We start from the raw sequence: 18,004 nt of genomic DNA, 5'->3' as shown, positions 1-18,004 counted from the left end.
TTGTGGCGCTTTATTTGAGTTTATGAAGGTTTAGCTGTATTGAGCCTTCAGCTCTCCAATTGCGTGTATTCGACGTTCAATCAGCATTTCACCAATATCCGGACCTTTGATATCCGCAGGTAGGTTTTGTGCTTTGATATTTCGCACCACATCCATCACCTTTAAAATATATGCAGACTGTGGGTATTCTCGATCTTCAAGTCCTAAACGACCACGTGAGTCGCATTCACAGGCCTGCACAAAGGCTTCGACCCGTTCTGGGCGGCGTAGTACATCTAAGCGTTGCAGTAAGCGCCATAAAGTGCCTGGTTTTAAGGTCAGGGCTTGATGACATTTCAAATGTTCTTTACAAACCGTAATAGCGAGCTGTTTCATCTGCGTTGGAACTTTGAGACGCTCACACACTTCAGTCACAGGTTTGACCCCACGTTCTTCATGCATGATATGACGTGGTAGCTCGTCTACAGGTGTTAAAGCTTTGCCTAAGTCATGCACCAAAACAGCAAAACGAACATCCAGCGCGTAGTTGGCACGGCAGGCTTGTTGTAAGGACATCATGGTATGAATACCACAGTCAATTTCTGGGTGATACTCAGGGCGCTGTGGAATACCGTAAAGTGCCTCGATTTCAGGAAAAAGCACTTTTAAAGCACCACAGCGACGTAGCACTTCAAAGTATTCATCGGCATGATCTTCCATCAGAGCACGAGAGGTTTCTTTCCAAACACGTTCAGGAGTCAGTGCTTCCAGTTCACCCGAGTCTGCGAGTTGCTGCATCAGTGCCAACGTTTCGTCGGCCACTGTAAATCCTAGGGTTTTATAACGTGCAGCAAATCGTGCAACACGGAGGACGCGTAGTGGGTCTTCTACAAAAGCATCAGAAACATGCCGTAAAACACGGAGCTCTAAATCGCGTTGGCCGCCATAGGGGTCATACAGTGTGCCTTCATCATCCATGGCGATGGCATTGATGGTGAGGTCACGTCGAATTAAATCTTGTTCTAAGGTAACGGTAGTGTCGGTATAAAACTCAAAGCCATGATATCCCTGTCCTGACTTACGTTCTGTGCGGGCAAGTGCATATTCATCTTTGGTTTCAGGATGTAAAAAAACAGGAAAATCTTTACCTACAGGTTGGAAACCTTGGGTAAGCAGTTGTTCAGGCGTTGCACCGACAACGACATAATCTTTTTCGTGATAGGGGTGACCCAGAAGCTGATCTCGGACCGCACCGCCTACTAAATAAACTTGCATGAAAAAACCTCTATTCTTGCAGTCATCATGCTACAGAATAGAGGTTTTCTCAAGTCACAAGATACGAGTATAACGACAAACAATTATTCGCCGTTTTTCTCCGCTTCTTGAATTTCCGCTACAGTCAGCGCAGTCATATTCACTAAACGACGTGTTGTTGCTGTCGGTGTAAGAATATGAACTGGTTTCGCTGCGCCAAGTAGAATAGGGCCAATGGTGACATTATTACCTGAAGTTGATTTCAACAAGTTAAATGAAATGTTGGCTGCATCCAAGTTTGGCATGATCAATAGGTTCGCAGAACCTTTGAAACGCGAGTTTGAGTATGCAAAGTTACGGATGTTTTCATCCAATGCCGCGTCTGCATGCATTTCACCTTCAACTTCAAGTTCTGGCGCGATTTTCGTCAAAATTTCAAACACTTTTCGCATTTTTTGCGCGCTTGGATCAGTTTGATCTGAACCAAAGCTTGAGTGAGAAAGTAATGCAACACGTGGTGTCATACCAAAACGACGTACTTCTTCAGCGGCTAAAATTGTCATTTCAGCCAGCTGTTCAGCTGTTGGGTTGGTGTTGACATAAGTGTCAGCAATGAACAGGTTACGGTCTTCAAGCATTAAAGCATTCAATGTAAAGAAAGAGTTGTGACCTTCTTTTTTACCAATGATGTTTTTCACGAAGTCTAAGTGAATGTCGTAACTTGAATACGTACCACATAGCATACCGTCTGCTTTACCATGTTTCACCAACATCGATGCGATCAAGGTTGAACGACGACGTGCTTCACGTTGCGCATATTCAGGTGTTACACCTTTACGCTGCATAAGTGTGTAGTAGTCATCTGCAAACAATTCGTAGTCAGGGTTTTTTTCTTGATCCACAATCGTGATATTCACACCATGTTCAAGACGTAAGCCTAACTTTTTAATGTTCGCTTCAATAACCGCAGTACGACCAACTAAGATTGGTTTTGCAAGATCTTCATCGACTGCAATTTGTACTGCACGAAGTACACGTAGGTCTTCACCTTCAGCATAAGCGATACGTTTCGGATCAGATTTTGCTTGTGCAAAAATAGGTTTCATCATCAGTGCTGAGTTATAAACAAACTCAGAAAGACGTTGACGGTATGCAGAGAAGTCTTGAATTGGACGACTTGCAACACCTGAATCCATAGCCGCTTGTGCAACAGCAGGAGCAATTTCTAAAATCAGACGCTGATCAAGTGGGCGTGGAATTAAGTAATCACGACCAAAAGATGCAGATTTTTCACCATAAGATGCTGCATCTGCTTCAATGTGTGCCATACGTGCAATCGCATAGACACATGCAATTTTCATCTCTTCATTGATGGTGGTTGCACCAACGTCCAAAGCACCACGGAAAATGTAAGGGAAGCACAGTGCGTTGTTCACTTGGTTTGGATAATCTGAACGACCTGTTGCCATGATCACGTCATCACGAACTTCGTGTGCATGTTCAGGCAGAATTTCAGGATCTGGGTTGGCAAGTGCGAAGATAATCGGATCTTTCGCCATCAGCTTAACCATTTCTTTGGTTAAGATACCCGCAGCAGATAAACCGAGGAACATGTCTGCGCCTGCAATCACGTCAGCCAGTTGAGTGCCTTCAACATCTTGTACATAACGTTTTTTAGAGTCGTCTAGACCTTCACGTTTTGTTGTAAGTAGACCTCGTGAGTCTGCAACAATAATATTTTCTTTTTTTGCACCAATGGCACAAAGTAAATCTAGGCAAGACAGAGCTGCAGCCCCTGCGCCTGAAGCGACGATTTTAATTTCGTCAATTTTTTTGCCATTCAATTGCAAAGCATTCAGTAAAGCAGATCCAACGATAATGGATGTACCATGCTGATCATCGTGGAACACAGGGATATTCATACGTTCACGAAGTTTTTGTTCAATATAGAAGCATTCTGGTGCCTTGATGTCTTCAAGGTTAATACCACCAAAAGTTGGTTCTAATGCAGCAACAATATCGACAATTTTGTCAGGATCATTTTCTGCAATTTCGATGTCAAATACATCAACACCTGCGAATTTTTTAAATAAAACGCCTTTACCTTCCATGACAGGTTTAGAAGCAAGCGGACCAATATTACCTAGACCCAAAACGGCAGTACCATTTGTGATCACGGCAACAAGGTTCCCTCGTGCAGTATAAAGTGCTGCTTTTGAAGGATCTTTTTCAATTTCAAGACATGGTGCTGCGACACCCGGTGAATACGCCAAGGCTAAATCGTGTTGGTTGACCAGCTGCTTGCTAGGTGTAACGCTAATTTTCCCTGGGGTTGGGAATTCGTGATAATACAAAGCTTGCTGTTTTAATGATTGATCGTCCATCTGAATCTCTTTGTAGCGTGGGTTAGCCAGCGGAGCTGGTAGTTTTTGGTAGACAAGACCGAATATACCATTAGTTGCTGGCATATCCCAGTGATAGCTGGTGCTTTTTAAGGCAAACTTAGAGCTAAAACAGTCTGATTTATATTAAGTATGTATACGAGGGTGTGTCGAGATGATCTCTTAAATATTGGGTAGCATCGAGCTGCGGAAGAGGTTTGGAAAATAAATAACCTTGCGCGATATCACATTCTAAGTTTTGTAGGTAACTCAGTTGTTGTTCGGTCTCAATTCCTTCCGCCACCACGGTCATACCCATGGCTTTCCCCATGGCAATCATGGCACTCACAATGGCTTCTTGTTTGCAGTGCCCAATCTTTGAAATGAAGCTTCGATCAATTTTTAAGGTATCGATAGGGAAGTCAGTTAGATAAGACAGCGATGAATAGCCTGTGCCAAAGTCATCTAAAGAAATATGAATGCCACGCGATTTGATGGTTTCAAGGAGGTTTTTCACTGCTTCTGAGTTTTCAACCAAAGTGGATTCTGTAATTTCTAATTCGAGGCTACTACCACTAATTTTATATCGATCAAGGGCTTCATCTAAGTCCTTTAAAAGCTGTCCACGTTGTAATTGTTGGGCAACCACATTGACCGAAACGCAGATATTATCAAAACCCAATTTATTCCATTCTTTGATTTGCTTAGCGGTTTGTAAAATTACAATGCGGCCAATATCTGAAATTAAGCTGGTTTTTTCTGCCATCGGAATGAATAGACCTGGTGGCACGATGCCTTTGCTCGGATGATTCCAACGTACCAACGCCTCAAAACCATAAATTTTCTGATCGTGAAAGTTGATTTTAGGTTGGTAGTAAACCACCAACTCGTTGTTTTGTATTGCCAGTCTTAAATCGCGTTCTAAATAAATCCCTTCTTCTAATGCAACAGTATTGCTCAGGCTGTAGAACTTGGTGGCATTTCCACCTAAGCGTTTTGCTTCACTCAGTGCTTGTTCTGCACAATTGTTTAAGTAATCCAGTTGACGACCATGTTCAGGGTACTGCGAAATCCCCATTGAAAGCGTAATAATATGCTCTTGACCAAAAATATCAAAAGGCAGACTAAAGGCTTTGTTAATGCGATCAATATGTTCCTGAACAGAGGGGCGAATATGAGAGACCTCATATACAATTGCAAAATCGTCACCATTTAAGTGAGCCACCATCAAGGCTTCAGCATTGGTCAAACGAAGGCGCTGAGCAACTTGGCGCAGCAGTTCATCGCCGCCATTATTGCTTAAGAATTCATTCAGTGGACGGAAACGGTCAATATTGAGTCGAATAATCGCCAGTTGTTTAATACTGTCTTGCTGAGAAACCAAATACTGATGAAGCTGATAGTTATAGTAAAAACGGTTGGGTAAGTCGGTCAGCGTATCGTAGTTTTCTAAATAAGACAGACGCTGTTCTTGCAGTTTGCGCTCGGTTAAATCGGACACGATACCAATATAATGCGTGACACGATCTTGCTCATCGGTAATGGCATTCAGATGCATCCAAATACACAGCTCTTTGCCTGATAGGAACTTTTCATTAAGTTCACCGTCGTATTCGCCTTTTTTTAGGAGCTGTCCAATGATTTGGTTATGTGTGGTGCGTTGATGCGACTTATAGTTCGCAACAATATCAAACAGATGCTTGCCATTAATTTGTGCAGCTTCAAAGCCAGCCAAACGTTCAAAGAACGGATTTACGTCGATATAACGCAGGTCTTCATCTAAGATGAAAATCCCTTGTTCAGCTTGTTCAAGTACACTCGCTGCTAGTCGTAGGCGTTCTTGGTTGCTTTTTTCATGTTGAATATCGCGTCGAATACCGACCATTTGTAACGGTTTTTGACTGATTGGATCGCGAGCAATGACGCGTCCGGTGTCATGTACCCAGTACCATTTCCCGTTATTGTGTTGCACACGATAAGTGGCTTCATAGCGGTCTGAATGACCCCGTAAATGACTTTTCATTGCAGATTTAAACGGGGCAATATCATTTGGATGAATTAGATACTGAAGCTGAAGTTGATGCTCTGTGGAATTTTTAAGTACTTTTTCTTGTCTGTGATTAGTCAGGGAAATGAGCCGATCTTTAATATTCCAATCCCAAGGGCGAATACCTGAAATTTCATGGGCAAGCGATAGATTTTCTTGTTTGTTCTTTAAATCTTTATTGATTTGATTTACGTCAAAGGTCCGCTCACGTACTTTTTGCTCAAGCAATTGATTGTTCAGTTGTAACTGTTGTTCAATTTCTTTGGATTTATTCACTTCGTTTTGTAGCTGTTTGCATAAATCATCGGTCCACGCGACTTGTTTTTCAGCTTCTTTTTTCAGCTCTCGATTTTTAATTGAGAGACGGGATAAATGCTGATTAATACGGTTGGTGGCATTGGCACAGAGCAAAATCACAATCAGAATAAAGTTTACAGCAAGGTGAAAAAGAGCGTGATTGGCATCGAAGTTGATAAATTGCGAGAGGACATAAGGGGTGATGGATGGAATAAAAACCAAACAAAAATAACTGATGCGCTGCGTTAAATAGGTGAGGCAAACGGTCTGTGTGACAATCACTAAGAGTGCAGATAAGAGTAAGGCATTTGTATAGTTAAAATTGCCAGATAGGCTGGGTAAGTAGTAGTAAATACAGACGACGCCTGCTGCAACCAAAAGACCAATACTTAAACAGATACCTTGAATCCAGCGGTGCGCATGTTTGGCAGAGCGATTTCGCGGGTTGAAATACACGGTGTTCACGAGCCAAAAAATGCTGAGGATAAACTCAGAAACAAAAAACCACAGGTTAAAATAAAAGGAATCTTGAGAAAAATTATAGTGATATGCACAGAAAATATAAAAATTAAGAATCAGTAAACTACTGATGAGGAAACGAAGATGGCTAATGGAATGCGATATTTGCGCAGTCTGCAAGTGCCGATCAAGATTTTCTGTAGAAATATCTGGCATGAATCGCGAAACCTTATTTTTTTTATGACCCAATGGCGTTGTGTTGTGTCTTTTTCAAATTTAAATACATTGTGTAAAACACAATCAATTTATGTTTTGATATAAGTCAAGGGTAATATTGTTGTACATAATAATCAATATATTAACAGAACAAAAGGGTGACTCGGCTGTTTATGTGATTTAAATCACTAAATTGTAGTTGAGGATCGACAAAGCGACGACCGGTGCTGTCTCAGTACGTAATACACGTTCACCAATACACCAACTGATAAAACCGTGCTCATTGGCTGTTGTAATTTCAGCCTCACTTAAACCGCCTTCAGGCCCAATAAGGAGTGCAATGTTTGGTGTTGCATTCGCCAATACATCGAGTTTTTCTTTATTCGGGGCAAGTACAAGTCGCGTCGCAGGTAATTCAGATGCGAGCCATTTGTCTAAGCTGACTGGAGCATGGATAGTGGGAACAATGTTCATGCCACATTGTTCGCAGGCAGCAATCGCAATGCCTTGCCAATGATCAATCTTCTTTTGGTCGCGGTCATATTTCAAACGCATTTCACAACGTTCAGACGTTAATAGTTGAATTTCGGAAACGCCTAATTCAACTGCCTTTTGAATGACATAGTCCATACGATCACCTTTACTCATCACTTGACCGAGTAAAGTTTTAAACGCAGGCGTACGATTGGTTGGGTTAAAAGCAGTGACCTGAACTGATGCTGACTTTTTAGCAACGTCACTTAAGGTCACTTCATATTCGCCGCCTTGTCCATTAAACAAGGTAGCCGTTTCACCGACTTGAGCGCGCAAAACTTTTACCCAGTGGTGAAACACAGTTTCAGTCAATTCGACAGTGTGATCAACGTTGAGTTCTGCTTCCATAAAAAAACGAGGCATTCGGTTTTACTCTCAAATAGGGTGAATCTAGTTTAAATGCTTATGCTAAACCGAGGTCTAGTACAAGCTGACGGGTGGGATCAGTCGTATTCATGGTGTAGAAGTGCAAACTCGGTGCACCACCTGCAATCAGGCGTTCGCAAAGTTTCACAATCACTTCATGACCAAAAGCTTTGATGCTGGCAGTGTCATCACCATAGGTTGCCAGTTGCTTACGAATCCAACGTGGAATCTCAGCGCCTGTACCATCTGCAAAGCGAATCAAGTTGCTGGCATTGGTAATCGGCATAATGCCTGGTGCAACTGGAATGTTCACGCCTTCTTTTTGAATGCTATCGACAAAGTAGAAGTAGGCATCTGGATTAAAGAAGAACTGAGTCAGTGCAGCATTCGCACCTGCATTGGCTTTGTCGCAAAAACGTTGAATGTCTAAGTCAAAGCTTTCTGCTTGAGGGTGCATTTCTGGATATGCAGCAACTTCAATATGAAAATGATCACCAGAATGTTCACGAATAAAGCGAACCAAATCCGTTGCATAAGGTAATTCGCCTAGGCCGACTTGACCTGAAGGTAAGTCTCCACGCAGCGCCACAATACGGTCAATGCCTTGATCTTTATAAATGTCGAGTAACTCAGCAATACGTGCTTTGTCATCACCAATACAAGACAGGTGAGGGGCAACAGGTGTGCCTTTACCATTAAATTCTGCAATCGCTGCTAAGGTACGTTCACGGGTTGAACCGCCTGCACCATAGGTAATTGAGAAAAACTCTGGGTTTAGCAGCTGTAATTCTTGGTGTACGACTTTTAGCTTTTCTGCGCCCGCATCCGTTTTGGTCGGGAAAAACTCAAAAGAAATAGGAATGTGTTTCGACATGTTCAAATCCTTTTTTATAAATGCTTTTTATTTAGACCTCTTCCTAGCCCCTCACTTGCGCGTAGCTTTAAAGCAGTGCTTAAAACCCGCTTTACAGGAGAGGGGACTTTTCACTATAAATTGCATTAATAATGAAAAGTCACTTCTCCCACTAGGAGAAGGCTAGGATGAGGGGAAATATAAAACTTAGTATTTATAAGCATCTGACTTGAATGGGCCTTCAACTTGAACACCTAAGTAATCTGCTTGTACTTGAGTCAAAGTTGTTAACACACCGCCAAAACCAGCAACCATTGCCGCAGCCACTTCTTCATCTAATTTCTTAGGAAGTAGTTCTACGCGAATAGCCGCTTGTTTTTGATCTTCAGCAAGATCCGCAAATTTTTCAGCGAATAAGTGCATTTGACCTAAGACTTGGTTAGCAAAAGAACCATCCATAACACGTGATGGGTGACCTGTTGCATTACCCAAGTTCACTAGGCGGCCTTCAGAAAGAAGGATTAAGTAGTCGCTGTCATTTTCAGAACGATACACTTGGTGTACTTGTGGCTTCACTTCAACCCACTTGTAACCACGTAAGTAGTTCGTGTCGATTTCAGTGTCAAAGTGACCAATGTTACACACCACTGCACCTGCTTTTAATGTATCTAACATTGCAGCGTCACATACGTGGTAGTTACCCGTTGTAGTTACGATCAAGTCCGTGTTTTGAAGAAGGTCAAGGTTAATGTCTTCTTTTTTACCTGTTTGAACGCCGTTTTTGTACGGAGCAACAACTTCGTAACCGTCCATACATGCTTGCATGGCACAGATTGGGTCAACTTCGGTTACACGTACAATCATGCCTTCTTGACGAAGAGATTGAGCAGAACCTTTACCTACGTCACCGTAACCGATTACAAGTGCACGACGGCCAGATAAAAGCATATCTGTACCACGTTTAATCGCATCGTTTAGTGAATGGCGGCAACCGTATTTGTTGTCATTTTTAGATTTAGTTACTGAATCGTTTACGTTGATAGCAGGCACTTTAAGAGAACCGTCTTTCCACATTTCAAGTAGACGTTGAACACCTGTGGTGGTTTCTTCAGTAATACCGTGAATTTTAGCCAATACCGCAGGATATTTTTCATGAACAAGAGCAGTTAAGTCACCGCCATCATCCAAAATCATGTTGGCATCCCAAGGCGTACCATTCACATTGATTTGTTGCTCTAAACACCATACATACTCTTCTTCTGTTTCGCCTTTCCAAGCAAATACAGGTACACCAGAAGCCGCAATTGCCGCAGCAGCATGGTCTTGAGTAGAGAAGATGTTACAAGATGTCCAACGAACTTCTGCGCCTAATTCAACTAGGGTTTCAATAAGAACCGCAGTTTGAATGGTCATGTGGATACAACCAAGGATTTTTGCACCAGCAAGTGGTTTTGCAGTAGCATAACGCTTACGTAGGCCCATAAGTGCTGGCATTTCTGCTTCAGCAAGTTTGATTTCTTTACGGCCGTAGTCAGCGAGTGAAATATCAGCAACTTTGTAATCTGTAAATGAAGCAGTAACCGCGTTCATCACGATCTCCTAATATAAAAAATTGATCATTCAGTTCGCGGATGCCGTTGTTGATTCAAAAGGGATTTGAACCGGATCGTCGAGCCTAGCGATTTCACATTTATGTACCTGTGAAAAAGTCGCAGCATCCCTCGACTAGCGAAGTATTGTACTTGGAAATTGATTTAGTTCCAACGATGTTTTGTTTATTATCAACACAATCATTTTTTTTGAATTGTGTTATGGCCGTGAATATCCCTGAATCCTTAATGAACCTTGAAGCCAATGGCGGTATCTATGCAGTATGGATGATGCTGCAACATTTGGGTATAGATGCGGATATTGAACAGTTGATAGAGGTTTGTGGTTATGATGCAGAAAACGGAACCACAACCATTGGCTTGGCAGTCGGATTAAAGAAATTTGGCTTTGATGTTCAATTTTATACTGATGAAGACCCAGAGCTTCAAGAACAAGAAAAATTGAGTTATGCAGAAGCTGAGCAACTAAAACTGCCAGTTTTAGCGGCCATCAATTACCAACAAATGCAACAGGAATTTGAGCAAAATAAATTTGTCATTGTCTATTACGATACTTTAGACGGCATAGGGAATCATTCGCTCGTATATGATGTGAATGAAACGGAAATCTGTTTCTTTGACAGTTTTGATGCGATGCCTGCATCTGTATTTGAACAACAGCAAAAAGCCGAAGGCATTTGTCGTCAGGTGATCATTATTGATAATGCAAACTTTGAGACTCATGCAGAACATTAAACATTGAAGAAGAATATTAAAATGAAAAAGATCCTCGGGCTATGCGTGTTCATTTCTATGCAGATCAGTGCTAATGACAGCACGGGGTTTGTGGCAACAGGCGGTGTGCAATATCTGAAAAATCCAAAAATCAGTATGCAAAGTGAAGATTTGTTTATCAGTAAAAACATCATTCGGGTGAATTACCAATTTAAAAATCTTACAGCTCAAGATATTACGGAAACTGTTTTGTTTCCTTTGCCGCGTGTGGGTAGTTCGCGTGAAAGTGATTTTGCGCATACCGAACAATTGATTGAAAGCTTTAAAGTACAAGCCAATGCACAAAAGATTCAGCCAGAAACCCATGTGCGCGCATTTCTACCCGCTTTAACAGCTGGTGGTGACTTCAATGCCAATGGCGAAGTCGTCGATGTGACTGCAGGTTTGAAAAAATGTGGTTTTTCAGATCGAGATTTGATGTATCCGTGGTTATTGCAACAAGACTCTACGCTTAATCAGCGTTTGTATCGTTGTCAGGACAAAACGGTGCAGCAGCTTTTAAAACCTTATCAGGCGGATGATGAAATTTATTGGGAATCGCAAATCATTTATAGTTGGCAGCAGAAGTTTAAGGCCAATGCGTTGACCCATGTACAACATGAATACATGCCATTGGTCGGTGGTTCGGTCTCTTTATATCCTGAAGAGGATGAAAAAACCTATTGTATGGATCAAAACTTCAAAGCGGGTTTGAAAAAGGCCAAGTCGCAATATGCACCTTATCAAGCTTTGGGCTATATCTTAAAAACGGGTGCAAATTGGGCGAAACCTATTCAAAGTTTTAAACTAACCATTGAGCGTGATCCGAATGAGTTGGTTTCATTTTGTTGGAAGGGTCAGGTGAAAAAGATCAGTTCGACACAATTTCAAATGACAGAAAAGAATTTTGTGCCGAAGCAGGATTTAGATATTATTTTTGTGCATAAGTTTTAAGTAGTAAAAAGCCCATCAAAGGATGGGCTTTTGCTTATTCTTGCTCTGCGGCATCTGCCTTGTCGTGCCAGTATTTGGCTTTTGCTTCATCTGCATCGATACCTAATGCATTTTCATAAATGAATGCCAAATCACGCATGGCTTGAGCCTCACCCAGTTCCGCTGCTTGTTGTACCAGTTCAATTGACTTAGCGACATCTTTTTCAACCACATCACCACGACGGTAAAAACCAGCCAACTCTAATATTGCACTAGGGTGTTTCAGCTCAGCGGCCTGTTTTAACCAGTGATGTGCATGTCCAAAGTAGGTTTCAGCTTCATTTGGATCTTCTTCACGAAGTTCTTTGGCATAAAAAGCATAACCTTCACCCAGCCAATACATGGCTTCCACATGACCCAATGCTGCTGCTTTGAGCGCCCATTCTTCTGCAAGCGTAATGTCATCTTCATTTTCACTTTGCATATACAGTTCAGCAAGTTCAAATTGAGCGTCACTATTACCCGTTGTTGCGAGGTTGACCAATTCAGCAGGAATTTTAGGAGATTTAGGCATACAAATAACCAAAGATTTAAACTGTGGATAGCCTAATGCTTTCAAGTGAAAAAGCCAATCCGAAGATTGGCTTTTAGGTTCAGATCAGGTGCAAAGTTAGACTGAATATAAATAAGAGTAAAACTGAAACAGCGATATTCTTAATTTTTTGCTCAAAATAACTTAAGCAAAGTCCAACAAACAGTGCCGCGAAGCTAATCACGCCGACCCAATAACTGATTTCGGTACTCCAATGTCCTTGTGTTAAGCAAATGAACAAAGAAACAATTAGGAGTAACCAACCCACAGTGGTTGCTAAGCGTGTTTGCTGAAGCGTCAGTTCTTTAGCAAAGATTTGCTTTTGGTGCTTAGACATACTGCTAGCAAGTGCAAAAAAACCTAAGGTCGCTAAAGTCCAAATGATCAGAAACCAAATCATGCTTCGGCCTCCTGAACAAGTGTTTTCACTTTTTTATTCGGCAAACCTTGATGTTTTTTAACTTTGTCATAAGCGAAATAGAAAATCACTGCCATTACCCACATGGCTAAATCAACCGATGCAATCATCCATTGGCCTTGCGGAATGCTGTTCCACAAAGCTTGACCGCCTGTCATCAAGTTGACCACTGGCAGCAGGCCGAAAGCGAGTGTTGCCAATAAAAGTAAGTCTAACCATGCTTGGCGGTGGGTACGGAAAATGGCATAAATCAGCGTGAGTAACCATACGGTAAAGAAGCTACGAATTTCCCAGTTCAGGCGCATTTCTACATCTGCTGGAATGAAACGGTTGGCATAAAAATATGCCGCGCAGGCCAAAGGCAAACCAATAATGGCTGCAATATTCAGGACTTCAACCAGTCGGAAACCAAAAGATTTATAGCCTTGTTTCTGCTGTTGGGGTGCACGTTTTACACACCAAAGGATCAGGCCTGTCGCCACCATGAGCGTGCCTAAAATACCCGAGCAGAATAATAACCAACGCAGTGCTAAGTCGAGGCCACGCGCTTCGTGTAAGACAGTGGCCACGTTATAAATGCCACTTGGAATCGATGGATTTTTGATTCGTATATTTTTATCCGTTTCGTCTTGACCCGTGACCCCATTATAGTTGAGTGTTGCATACACATTGCGATGCGCGACACTTTCAGCACGTAAAGCACGCAACTCAATTTTGGCTTGGTCTGTATTGGGTGAAATAATGTTAATTGAAGAAATTGGATTGTCTTTCCACTGTTGTTGTACCGCTGCCATAATTGGCGCTAAGTCTGTCAGTGGGGCAGGGCGGAGTTCGGGTTTTGGACGTTCCTCACCACGACCTTGAGCATGTTCACCGCGTTGCTGTCCCCGTTCTCCACGAGCCGCTGTTTCGCCTTCGCGTTGACCTCGACCTTCGCGCTGCACATCTTCAGCTTTTTGGGGCTGCTCAATCATGCTGGCCTGTTGGTCACGTAAAAACTGTTGTCGATTTTCATATGCTTGGTTAATACCCCAAGGCATGAACATAAACATGAGTAGTAGTAAGCCACTAAAGGTAATCATTAGATGAAAAGGCAATGCAAAAACAGCGGTTGCGTTGTGTGCATCTAGCCATGAACGCTGACCTTTACCAGAGCGAAAGGTAAAGAAATCTTTAAAGATTTTTTTATGGGTAATGATGCCGCTAACAATTGCGACCAACATGAACATGGTGGCAATCCCGACCAACCAACGCGTCCATAGGCGGGGTAAACCGTACAATTCAAAATGGAAACGGTATAGGAAACCACCACCACGCGTATCCCGTGGTTCAATTACTTCACCAGTCGCACTGTCTAAGGTGATGCGTGTTCCACCACGACGTGCTTTCGGGTCTTCACCAACGGCACGAATAGTCACTTCAGTTGTGGTTTGGCGTGAGTTGGGTAGTTGAATATTCCAACTGCCTGCATCAGGGTGGTTTTTCTGTAAATAGTTGAGCACGACCTGCATTTGTTGCACTTGAGACTGTGCGGGGACAGATTGATGTGTTTCTGGTTTCATCCAAGTAGAAATTTCATTTTGGAAAAAACTGAGTGTTCCAGTCACAAAAATTGCATACAGCAGCCACCCTAAAATGAGACTGGCCCATGTATGCAACCATGACATGGATTGGCGCGGTCCTTCCGCTTTTTTATCAACACGCATTGAAAAACTATCCTAAAAATTTGAGTAGGGCATACAGTGCAATACATGGCACAGCAATGCCGAGCGTTGCTTTTAAGGTTTTTTGAACCATAAAGACCCAAATAAAGGCAGCACAGTTAAGACAAAATGCAATGAGTGTGGCGCTCATGGCCGCATTCACAGGATTTGCAATAAAGAGTTTGGCAATGGTTAATGCAGAGAGTGCAGCAAGGAGATAACCTCCAAGCAAGGCAAGTGCAAATCGATACAACACCATCAGACGGTAGCTAAGTGGTGTGTCGACTTTCTTCTTTTTGGCAGGCTTCGGACGGACTTTTTCCGAATGAACCAAGGCATCAATTTGAGTGGTGCTATTCATGGAAGAGAGTTGGTGCATTAGTAAACAATGTTGTAAATGATAACAATTATTATTTAAATAAAATAGATGGTAACTTTATTTATTTTTTCTGTAACGGTAAGTGAGTTTGGTGAATAGAAAAATTTGGATTGTAGTCGCTGCCATTTTAAATCGATTTGATTCTTATTGTTATTTCTCTAAGGAATGGCTACACAGTGTTACCAAATCACGTTATACACTGTTTTGATCTGCGTTAGTTTCATAGTCAATACTTGGGCGAATTTGGAGGAAAAGATGGCTGCTTTTATTAATGCCGAACAGGCAAAAATTATGTCCAACCAAGCGTATTTAGATATTGAAATCTATAAATTACGTTTAGCATCACTAATAGAGGAGAGTGCGAAACAGGGAAATACTGCGGTATTTACCGTATTGCCAAAACATTTACCCTTAGAAGATATTCGTCATCTTTCAGCAGAACTTACCCAACTGGGATATCAAGTCCGTTTGGAAGTTGAAGAGTTCTATTACCGTTTAAACGTGTATTGGATTTAAAACTTCGCTTCGATGCCATGGTTTATAGTGTGTGGATAAAATAAAAGCCCGTGAATGGACTTTTATCTTTTAGGTATTTCAAAAAACTATGAGGTGCCTATGCTTGAATATCGGAAGCCTTTTTATGGTAGGGATTCTTTAAATCTAGTGTCTGTTCAAGCTTATGGTCGAAAATGTCGGTGAGCATACTATCGAAGCGTTGAGCATTGTAATGAATCAACTGATCCACTTCCTCAGGGCTGATGAATCCTGTTTCAAGTGCATGTTGAATATGTGATTCAAAATCTAAGCCTTCAAATTGTCCTTTAGACTCCGCTTTTTTAAACTTCGTCCACAGCGGATCAATCTTTAATGCTGCTTGGAACGCATTTTCCATACGCCCAAAGACGTCATCTGGATCGGTATTGTAAAAAACATGCTGCTTCAGTTGTTCACGGAAAGGATTATTTTCCATGATCGAAAGTCCTAATTGCGTTTTTAGCTGATCACTTGGTTGCTGGGCAACACGACCAAAAGGGAAACAGATGAACTTGACTACACAAGCTGCCGCTCGCATAGGAAAGTTTGCAAATAGCCCATCAAATGCATCCTGAATTTGGACAAATGCTTTTTCTAAAGCCAGTTGAGCATGTTGTTGTTCCACCTCACTACGTTGTCCTTTTTCATAAAACTTCAAAATAGCGGTCGCGATAAATAGATGGGCATGAATGTCGGCTAAACGCCCTGAAAGCATTTCTTTGCGTTTAATATCGCCTGCAAGTAAGCCTAAACACAGGTCTGCGGTTAAGGCGAAGTTGGCACTGAAACGGTTAATGGTTTTGTAAAAAGGACGTGAGAAAGCATCTGTCTGTGCGGAAGCATCTGAAGGGCCACCGAATATGCCATAACTGAATGAACGAGCTGTTCGGTTAAAGGTATAAGCCAAATGTTTAAAAAGTAGCGTATCGAAAGGCGCTAAAGCTGCCTTTGTATCTTCTGCTTGAAGGAGTTGAAGTTCTTCATATAAATAAGGATGACAGCGCATTGAGCCTTGACCAAAGATCATTAAAGAACGGCTTAAAATATTGGCCCCTTCAACGGTAATCGAAATAGGGATGGCTTGATAATTCAGTGCTAAAAAATTGCGCGGCCCCATTTGTACCGCCCGTCCACCAACGACATCCATCCCATGATTGACAATTTTACGCATGGTTTCGGTGGCATAGTATTTGGCCATAGCTGTCATCACAGCAGGTTTTCCACCTTCATTTAAACCACAGGTCACCATATAGCGAAAAGCTTCTAACATATAGGCACCGCTGGCAATATCACTGGTGGCTTCTTGCACGCCTTCAAAATGTCCTATAGAAATTTTAAATTGTTGGCGGACTTTGGCAAAAGCACCGACGCTTAAATAGGCCATTTCAGCTGAGGCCGTGGAGAGTGCTGGCAGGGAAATCCCACGACCTACGGCTAAGCATTCCATCAGCATGCGCCAACCTTTACCTGCATTTTCCACCCCACCAATAATCCAATCGAGTGGGATAAAAACATCTTGTCCATCGACCGTGCCATTCATAAAGGGTGAACCAGGATTATGTCGTGCACCGACTTGGACGCCGTCATGACTGGCCGGTAATAAGGCACAGGTAATGCCATATTCAGTTTTGCTTGCATCGCCTAATAGTCCATCAGGATCATAGAGTTTAAAAGCAAGACCAATCACAGTCGCAATAGGCGCGAGTGTAATCCAGCGTTTTGAAAAATTCATACGTAAACCGAGTACTTCTTGGCCTTTAAACACACCATAGCAGACCACGCCTGTATCAGGGATTGCACCCGCATCTGAACCCGCCTCAGGACTGGTTAAACCAAAGCAGGGGATTTCTTCACCCTTAGCGAGTCCTGGTAGGTAGCGCTGTTTTTGTTCCTCAGTTCCATAATGTAAAAGCAATTCACCTGGGCCTAGAGAGTTGGGCACCATACAACTGACCGCAGTGGTCAGTGAACGTGAAGAAATTTTGCTCATGATTCGGCTTTGTGCAAAGGAGCTAAACGCACGACCGCCGTATTCTTTGGGAATAATTAAACCTAAAAAGCCTTGTTCTTTGATGTATTGCCATGCTTCAACAGGAAGATCTTTTAAGTGATGATGAATTTCCCATTCATTGAGTAAACCACAAAGGTGTTCAACTTCATGATCTAAGAAGGATTGCTCTTCAGCAGACAATGTTGGGTAGACATAACCATCAAATTTTTTCCAGTCAGGCACACCCATAAATAATTCTTTTTCCCACCAACTGGTGCCTGCATCCAATGCTTCGCGCTCAGTATTGCTCATACTCGGCATGGCTTTGGCTAAAGCTTTATAGGCAGGTTGAGTGATTAAGGACTTTCGTAATGGATCAATAACTACAATCAGGCTGAGAATAATTAAGGGAAGACCTAGAAGTAATGACCACGGACTGATAAAAATAGCAGCGAAGAGGGATGCAAAAATAATTATTACAGTCGCCATTAAGCGACTAAGTTCAAAATAAAAAATAGCCCAGAGGATACAGATTAAAAACAGAATGGCGAAAATGAAACCCATTGAAACCTCCCGCTGTTTACACCGTGAGGTCAGTCATACGTTTTATAGAATTCCACGGAAAATAAGGCAAAACGTAGACTAAAAAGGTGTAATAAAATGAATTTGATGTGATGTGTAGCATCACGATTATTTTAGACTTTGA

14 protein-coding genes are annotated in these 18,004 nt (G+C 42.1%); 3 read left to right on the top strand and 11 right to left on the bottom strand.

Annotated features, from left to right (window positions below; translation table 11 throughout):
* Positions 1 to 30 precede the first annotated feature (30 nt).
* From RR876_RS01440 to ahcY, 6 genes are all read right to left on the bottom strand, one after another.
* Complete coding sequence (locus RR876_RS01440) at positions 31 to 1,254, bottom strand: multifunctional CCA addition/repair protein (protein ID WP_332476964.1); 1,224 nt, start codon at positions 1,252 to 1,254, stop codon at positions 31 to 33.
* 83 nt (positions 1,255 to 1,337) lie between these two features.
* Positions 1,338 to 3,617 carry an NADP-dependent malic enzyme gene (locus RR876_RS01435; protein WP_332476965.1) on the bottom strand — a complete coding sequence of 760 codons (2,280 nt, stop codon included), beginning with the start codon at positions 3,615 to 3,617 and terminating at the stop codon, positions 1,338 to 1,340.
* A 139-nt stretch (positions 3,618 to 3,756) separates the two neighbouring features.
* Positions 3,757 to 6,633 (bottom strand): EAL domain-containing protein, encoded by a 2,877-nt coding sequence (locus tag RR876_RS01430; protein WP_332476966.1) that lies wholly within the window; start codon positions 6,631 to 6,633, stop codon positions 3,757 to 3,759.
* Between the two features lie 180 nt (positions 6,634 to 6,813).
* Positions 6,814 to 7,530 (bottom strand): 16S rRNA (uracil(1498)-N(3))-methyltransferase, encoded by a 717-nt coding sequence (locus RR876_RS01425; RefSeq protein WP_332476967.1) that lies wholly within the window; start codon positions 7,528 to 7,530, stop codon positions 6,814 to 6,816.
* Positions 7,531 to 7,570: 40 nt separating this feature from the next.
* A complete protein-coding gene (gene metF, locus RR876_RS01420; RefSeq protein WP_332476968.1) occupies positions 7,571 to 8,407 on the bottom strand; it encodes a methylenetetrahydrofolate reductase [NAD(P)H] in 837 nt (278 codons plus the stop codon).
* A 186-nt stretch (positions 8,408 to 8,593) separates the two neighbouring features.
* A complete protein-coding gene (ahcY, locus tag RR876_RS01415; RefSeq protein WP_332476969.1) occupies positions 8,594 to 9,976 on the bottom strand; it encodes an adenosylhomocysteinase in 1,383 nt (460 codons plus the stop codon).
* Positions 9,977 to 10,197: 221 nt separating this feature from the next.
* On the opposite strand from ahcY, the gene RR876_RS01410 reads away from it, so the two are divergent.
* Both RR876_RS01410 and RR876_RS01405 read left to right on the top strand, forming a co-directional pair.
* A complete protein-coding gene (locus RR876_RS01410; protein ID WP_332476970.1) occupies positions 10,198 to 10,731 on the top strand; it encodes a cysteine peptidase family C39 domain-containing protein in 534 nt (177 codons plus the stop codon).
* A 21-nt stretch (positions 10,732 to 10,752) separates the two neighbouring features.
* Positions 10,753 to 11,703, top strand: coding sequence for a DUF4424 family protein (locus RR876_RS01405; protein WP_332476971.1), 951 nt, complete (start codon positions 10,753 to 10,755; stop codon positions 11,701 to 11,703).
* A 34-nt stretch (positions 11,704 to 11,737) separates the two neighbouring features.
* On the opposite strand, the gene RR876_RS01400 is transcribed toward RR876_RS01405, so the two are convergent.
* From RR876_RS01400 to RR876_RS01385, 4 genes are all read right to left on the bottom strand, one after another.
* Positions 11,738 to 12,256, bottom strand: a complete 519-nt coding sequence (locus tag RR876_RS01400; RefSeq protein ID WP_332476972.1) for a tetratricopeptide repeat protein — start codon at positions 12,254 to 12,256, stop codon at positions 11,738 to 11,740.
* Between the two features lie 79 nt (positions 12,257 to 12,335).
* Positions 12,336 to 12,674, bottom strand: coding sequence for a DUF3325 domain-containing protein (locus RR876_RS01395; RefSeq protein ID WP_332476973.1), 339 nt, complete (start codon positions 12,672 to 12,674; stop codon positions 12,336 to 12,338).
* Positions 12,671 to 14,398, bottom strand: coding sequence for a PepSY-associated TM helix domain-containing protein (locus tag RR876_RS01390; RefSeq protein WP_332476974.1), 1,728 nt, complete (start codon positions 14,396 to 14,398; stop codon positions 12,671 to 12,673). The genes RR876_RS01395 and RR876_RS01390 overlap by 4 nt, the downstream gene beginning before the upstream one ends.
* Positions 14,399 to 14,405: 7 nt before the next feature.
* Positions 14,406 to 14,756, bottom strand: a complete 351-nt coding sequence (locus RR876_RS01385) for a hypothetical protein (RefSeq protein ID WP_078425965.1) — start codon at positions 14,754 to 14,756, stop codon at positions 14,406 to 14,408.
* Positions 14,757 to 15,029: 273 nt separating this feature from the next.
* Here RR876_RS01385 and RR876_RS01380 point away from each other — a divergent pair, with 273 nt between their 5' ends.
* Complete coding sequence (locus RR876_RS01380) at positions 15,030 to 15,290, top strand: hypothetical protein (protein WP_004693932.1); 261 nt, start codon at positions 15,030 to 15,032, stop codon at positions 15,288 to 15,290.
* A gap of 97 nt (positions 15,291 to 15,387) precedes the next feature.
* Here RR876_RS01380 and RR876_RS01375 read toward each other — a convergent pair whose 3' ends face one another.
* Positions 15,388 to 17,862: an acyl-CoA dehydrogenase gene (locus RR876_RS01375; protein ID WP_332476975.1), complete on the bottom strand. Its 2,475-nt coding sequence runs from the start codon at positions 17,860 to 17,862 to the stop codon at positions 15,388 to 15,390.
* Positions 17,863 to 18,004 lie beyond the last annotated feature (142 nt).

It is taken from the genome of Acinetobacter sp., from assembly GCF_036666595.1.
Taxonomy (GTDB): domain Bacteria; phylum Pseudomonadota; class Gammaproteobacteria; order Pseudomonadales; family Moraxellaceae; genus Acinetobacter.
Note: the sequence above shows the minus strand (reverse complement) of the source record. Positions and strands in the feature narration are given on the sequence as shown.

Excerpts from the sequence above, each read along its gene's own strand:
- RR876_RS01385 (WP_078425965.1), bottom strand. The coding sequence starts at position 14,756 with ATGAATAGCACCACTCAAATTGATGCCTTGGTTCATTCGGAAAAAGTC.
- RR876_RS01400 (WP_332476972.1), bottom strand. The coding sequence starts at position 12,256 with ATGCCTAAATCTCCTAAAATTCCTGCTGAATTGGTCAACCTCGCAACA.
- RR876_RS01405 (WP_332476971.1), top strand. The coding sequence starts at position 10,753 with ATGAAAAAGATCCTCGGGCTATGCGTGTTCATTTCTATGCAGATCAGT.
- RR876_RS01425 (WP_332476967.1), bottom strand. The coding sequence starts at position 7,530 with ATGCCTCGTTTTTTTATGGAAGCAGAACTCAACGTTGATCACACTGTC.
- RR876_RS01440 (WP_332476964.1), bottom strand. The coding sequence starts at position 1,254 with ATGCAAGTTTATTTAGTAGGCGGTGCGGTCCGAGATCAGCTTCTGGGT.
- RR876_RS01430 (WP_332476966.1), bottom strand. The coding sequence starts at position 6,633 with ATGCCAGATATTTCTACAGAAAATCTTGATCGGCACTTGCAGACTGCG.
- RR876_RS01390 (WP_332476974.1), bottom strand. The coding sequence starts at position 14,398 with ATGCGTGTTGATAAAAAAGCGGAAGGACCGCGCCAATCCATGTCATGG.
- RR876_RS01395 (WP_332476973.1), bottom strand. The coding sequence starts at position 12,674 with ATGATTTGGTTTCTGATCATTTGGACTTTAGCGACCTTAGGTTTTTTT.
- RR876_RS01435 (WP_332476965.1), bottom strand. The coding sequence starts at position 3,617 with ATGGACGATCAATCATTAAAACAGCAAGCTTTGTATTATCACGAATTC.
- RR876_RS01410 (WP_332476970.1), top strand. The coding sequence starts at position 10,198 with ATGGCCGTGAATATCCCTGAATCCTTAATGAACCTTGAAGCCAATGGC.
- RR876_RS01375 (WP_332476975.1), bottom strand. The coding sequence starts at position 17,862 with ATGGGTTTCATTTTCGCCATTCTGTTTTTAATCTGTATCCTCTGGGCT.
- metF (WP_332476968.1), bottom strand. The coding sequence starts at position 8,407 with ATGTCGAAACACATTCCTATTTCTTTTGAGTTTTTCCCGACCAAAACG.
- ahcY (WP_332476969.1), bottom strand. The coding sequence starts at position 9,976 with ATGAACGCGGTTACTGCTTCATTTACAGATTACAAAGTTGCTGATATT.
- RR876_RS01380 (WP_004693932.1), top strand. The coding sequence starts at position 15,030 with ATGGCTGCTTTTATTAATGCCGAACAGGCAAAAATTATGTCCAACCAA.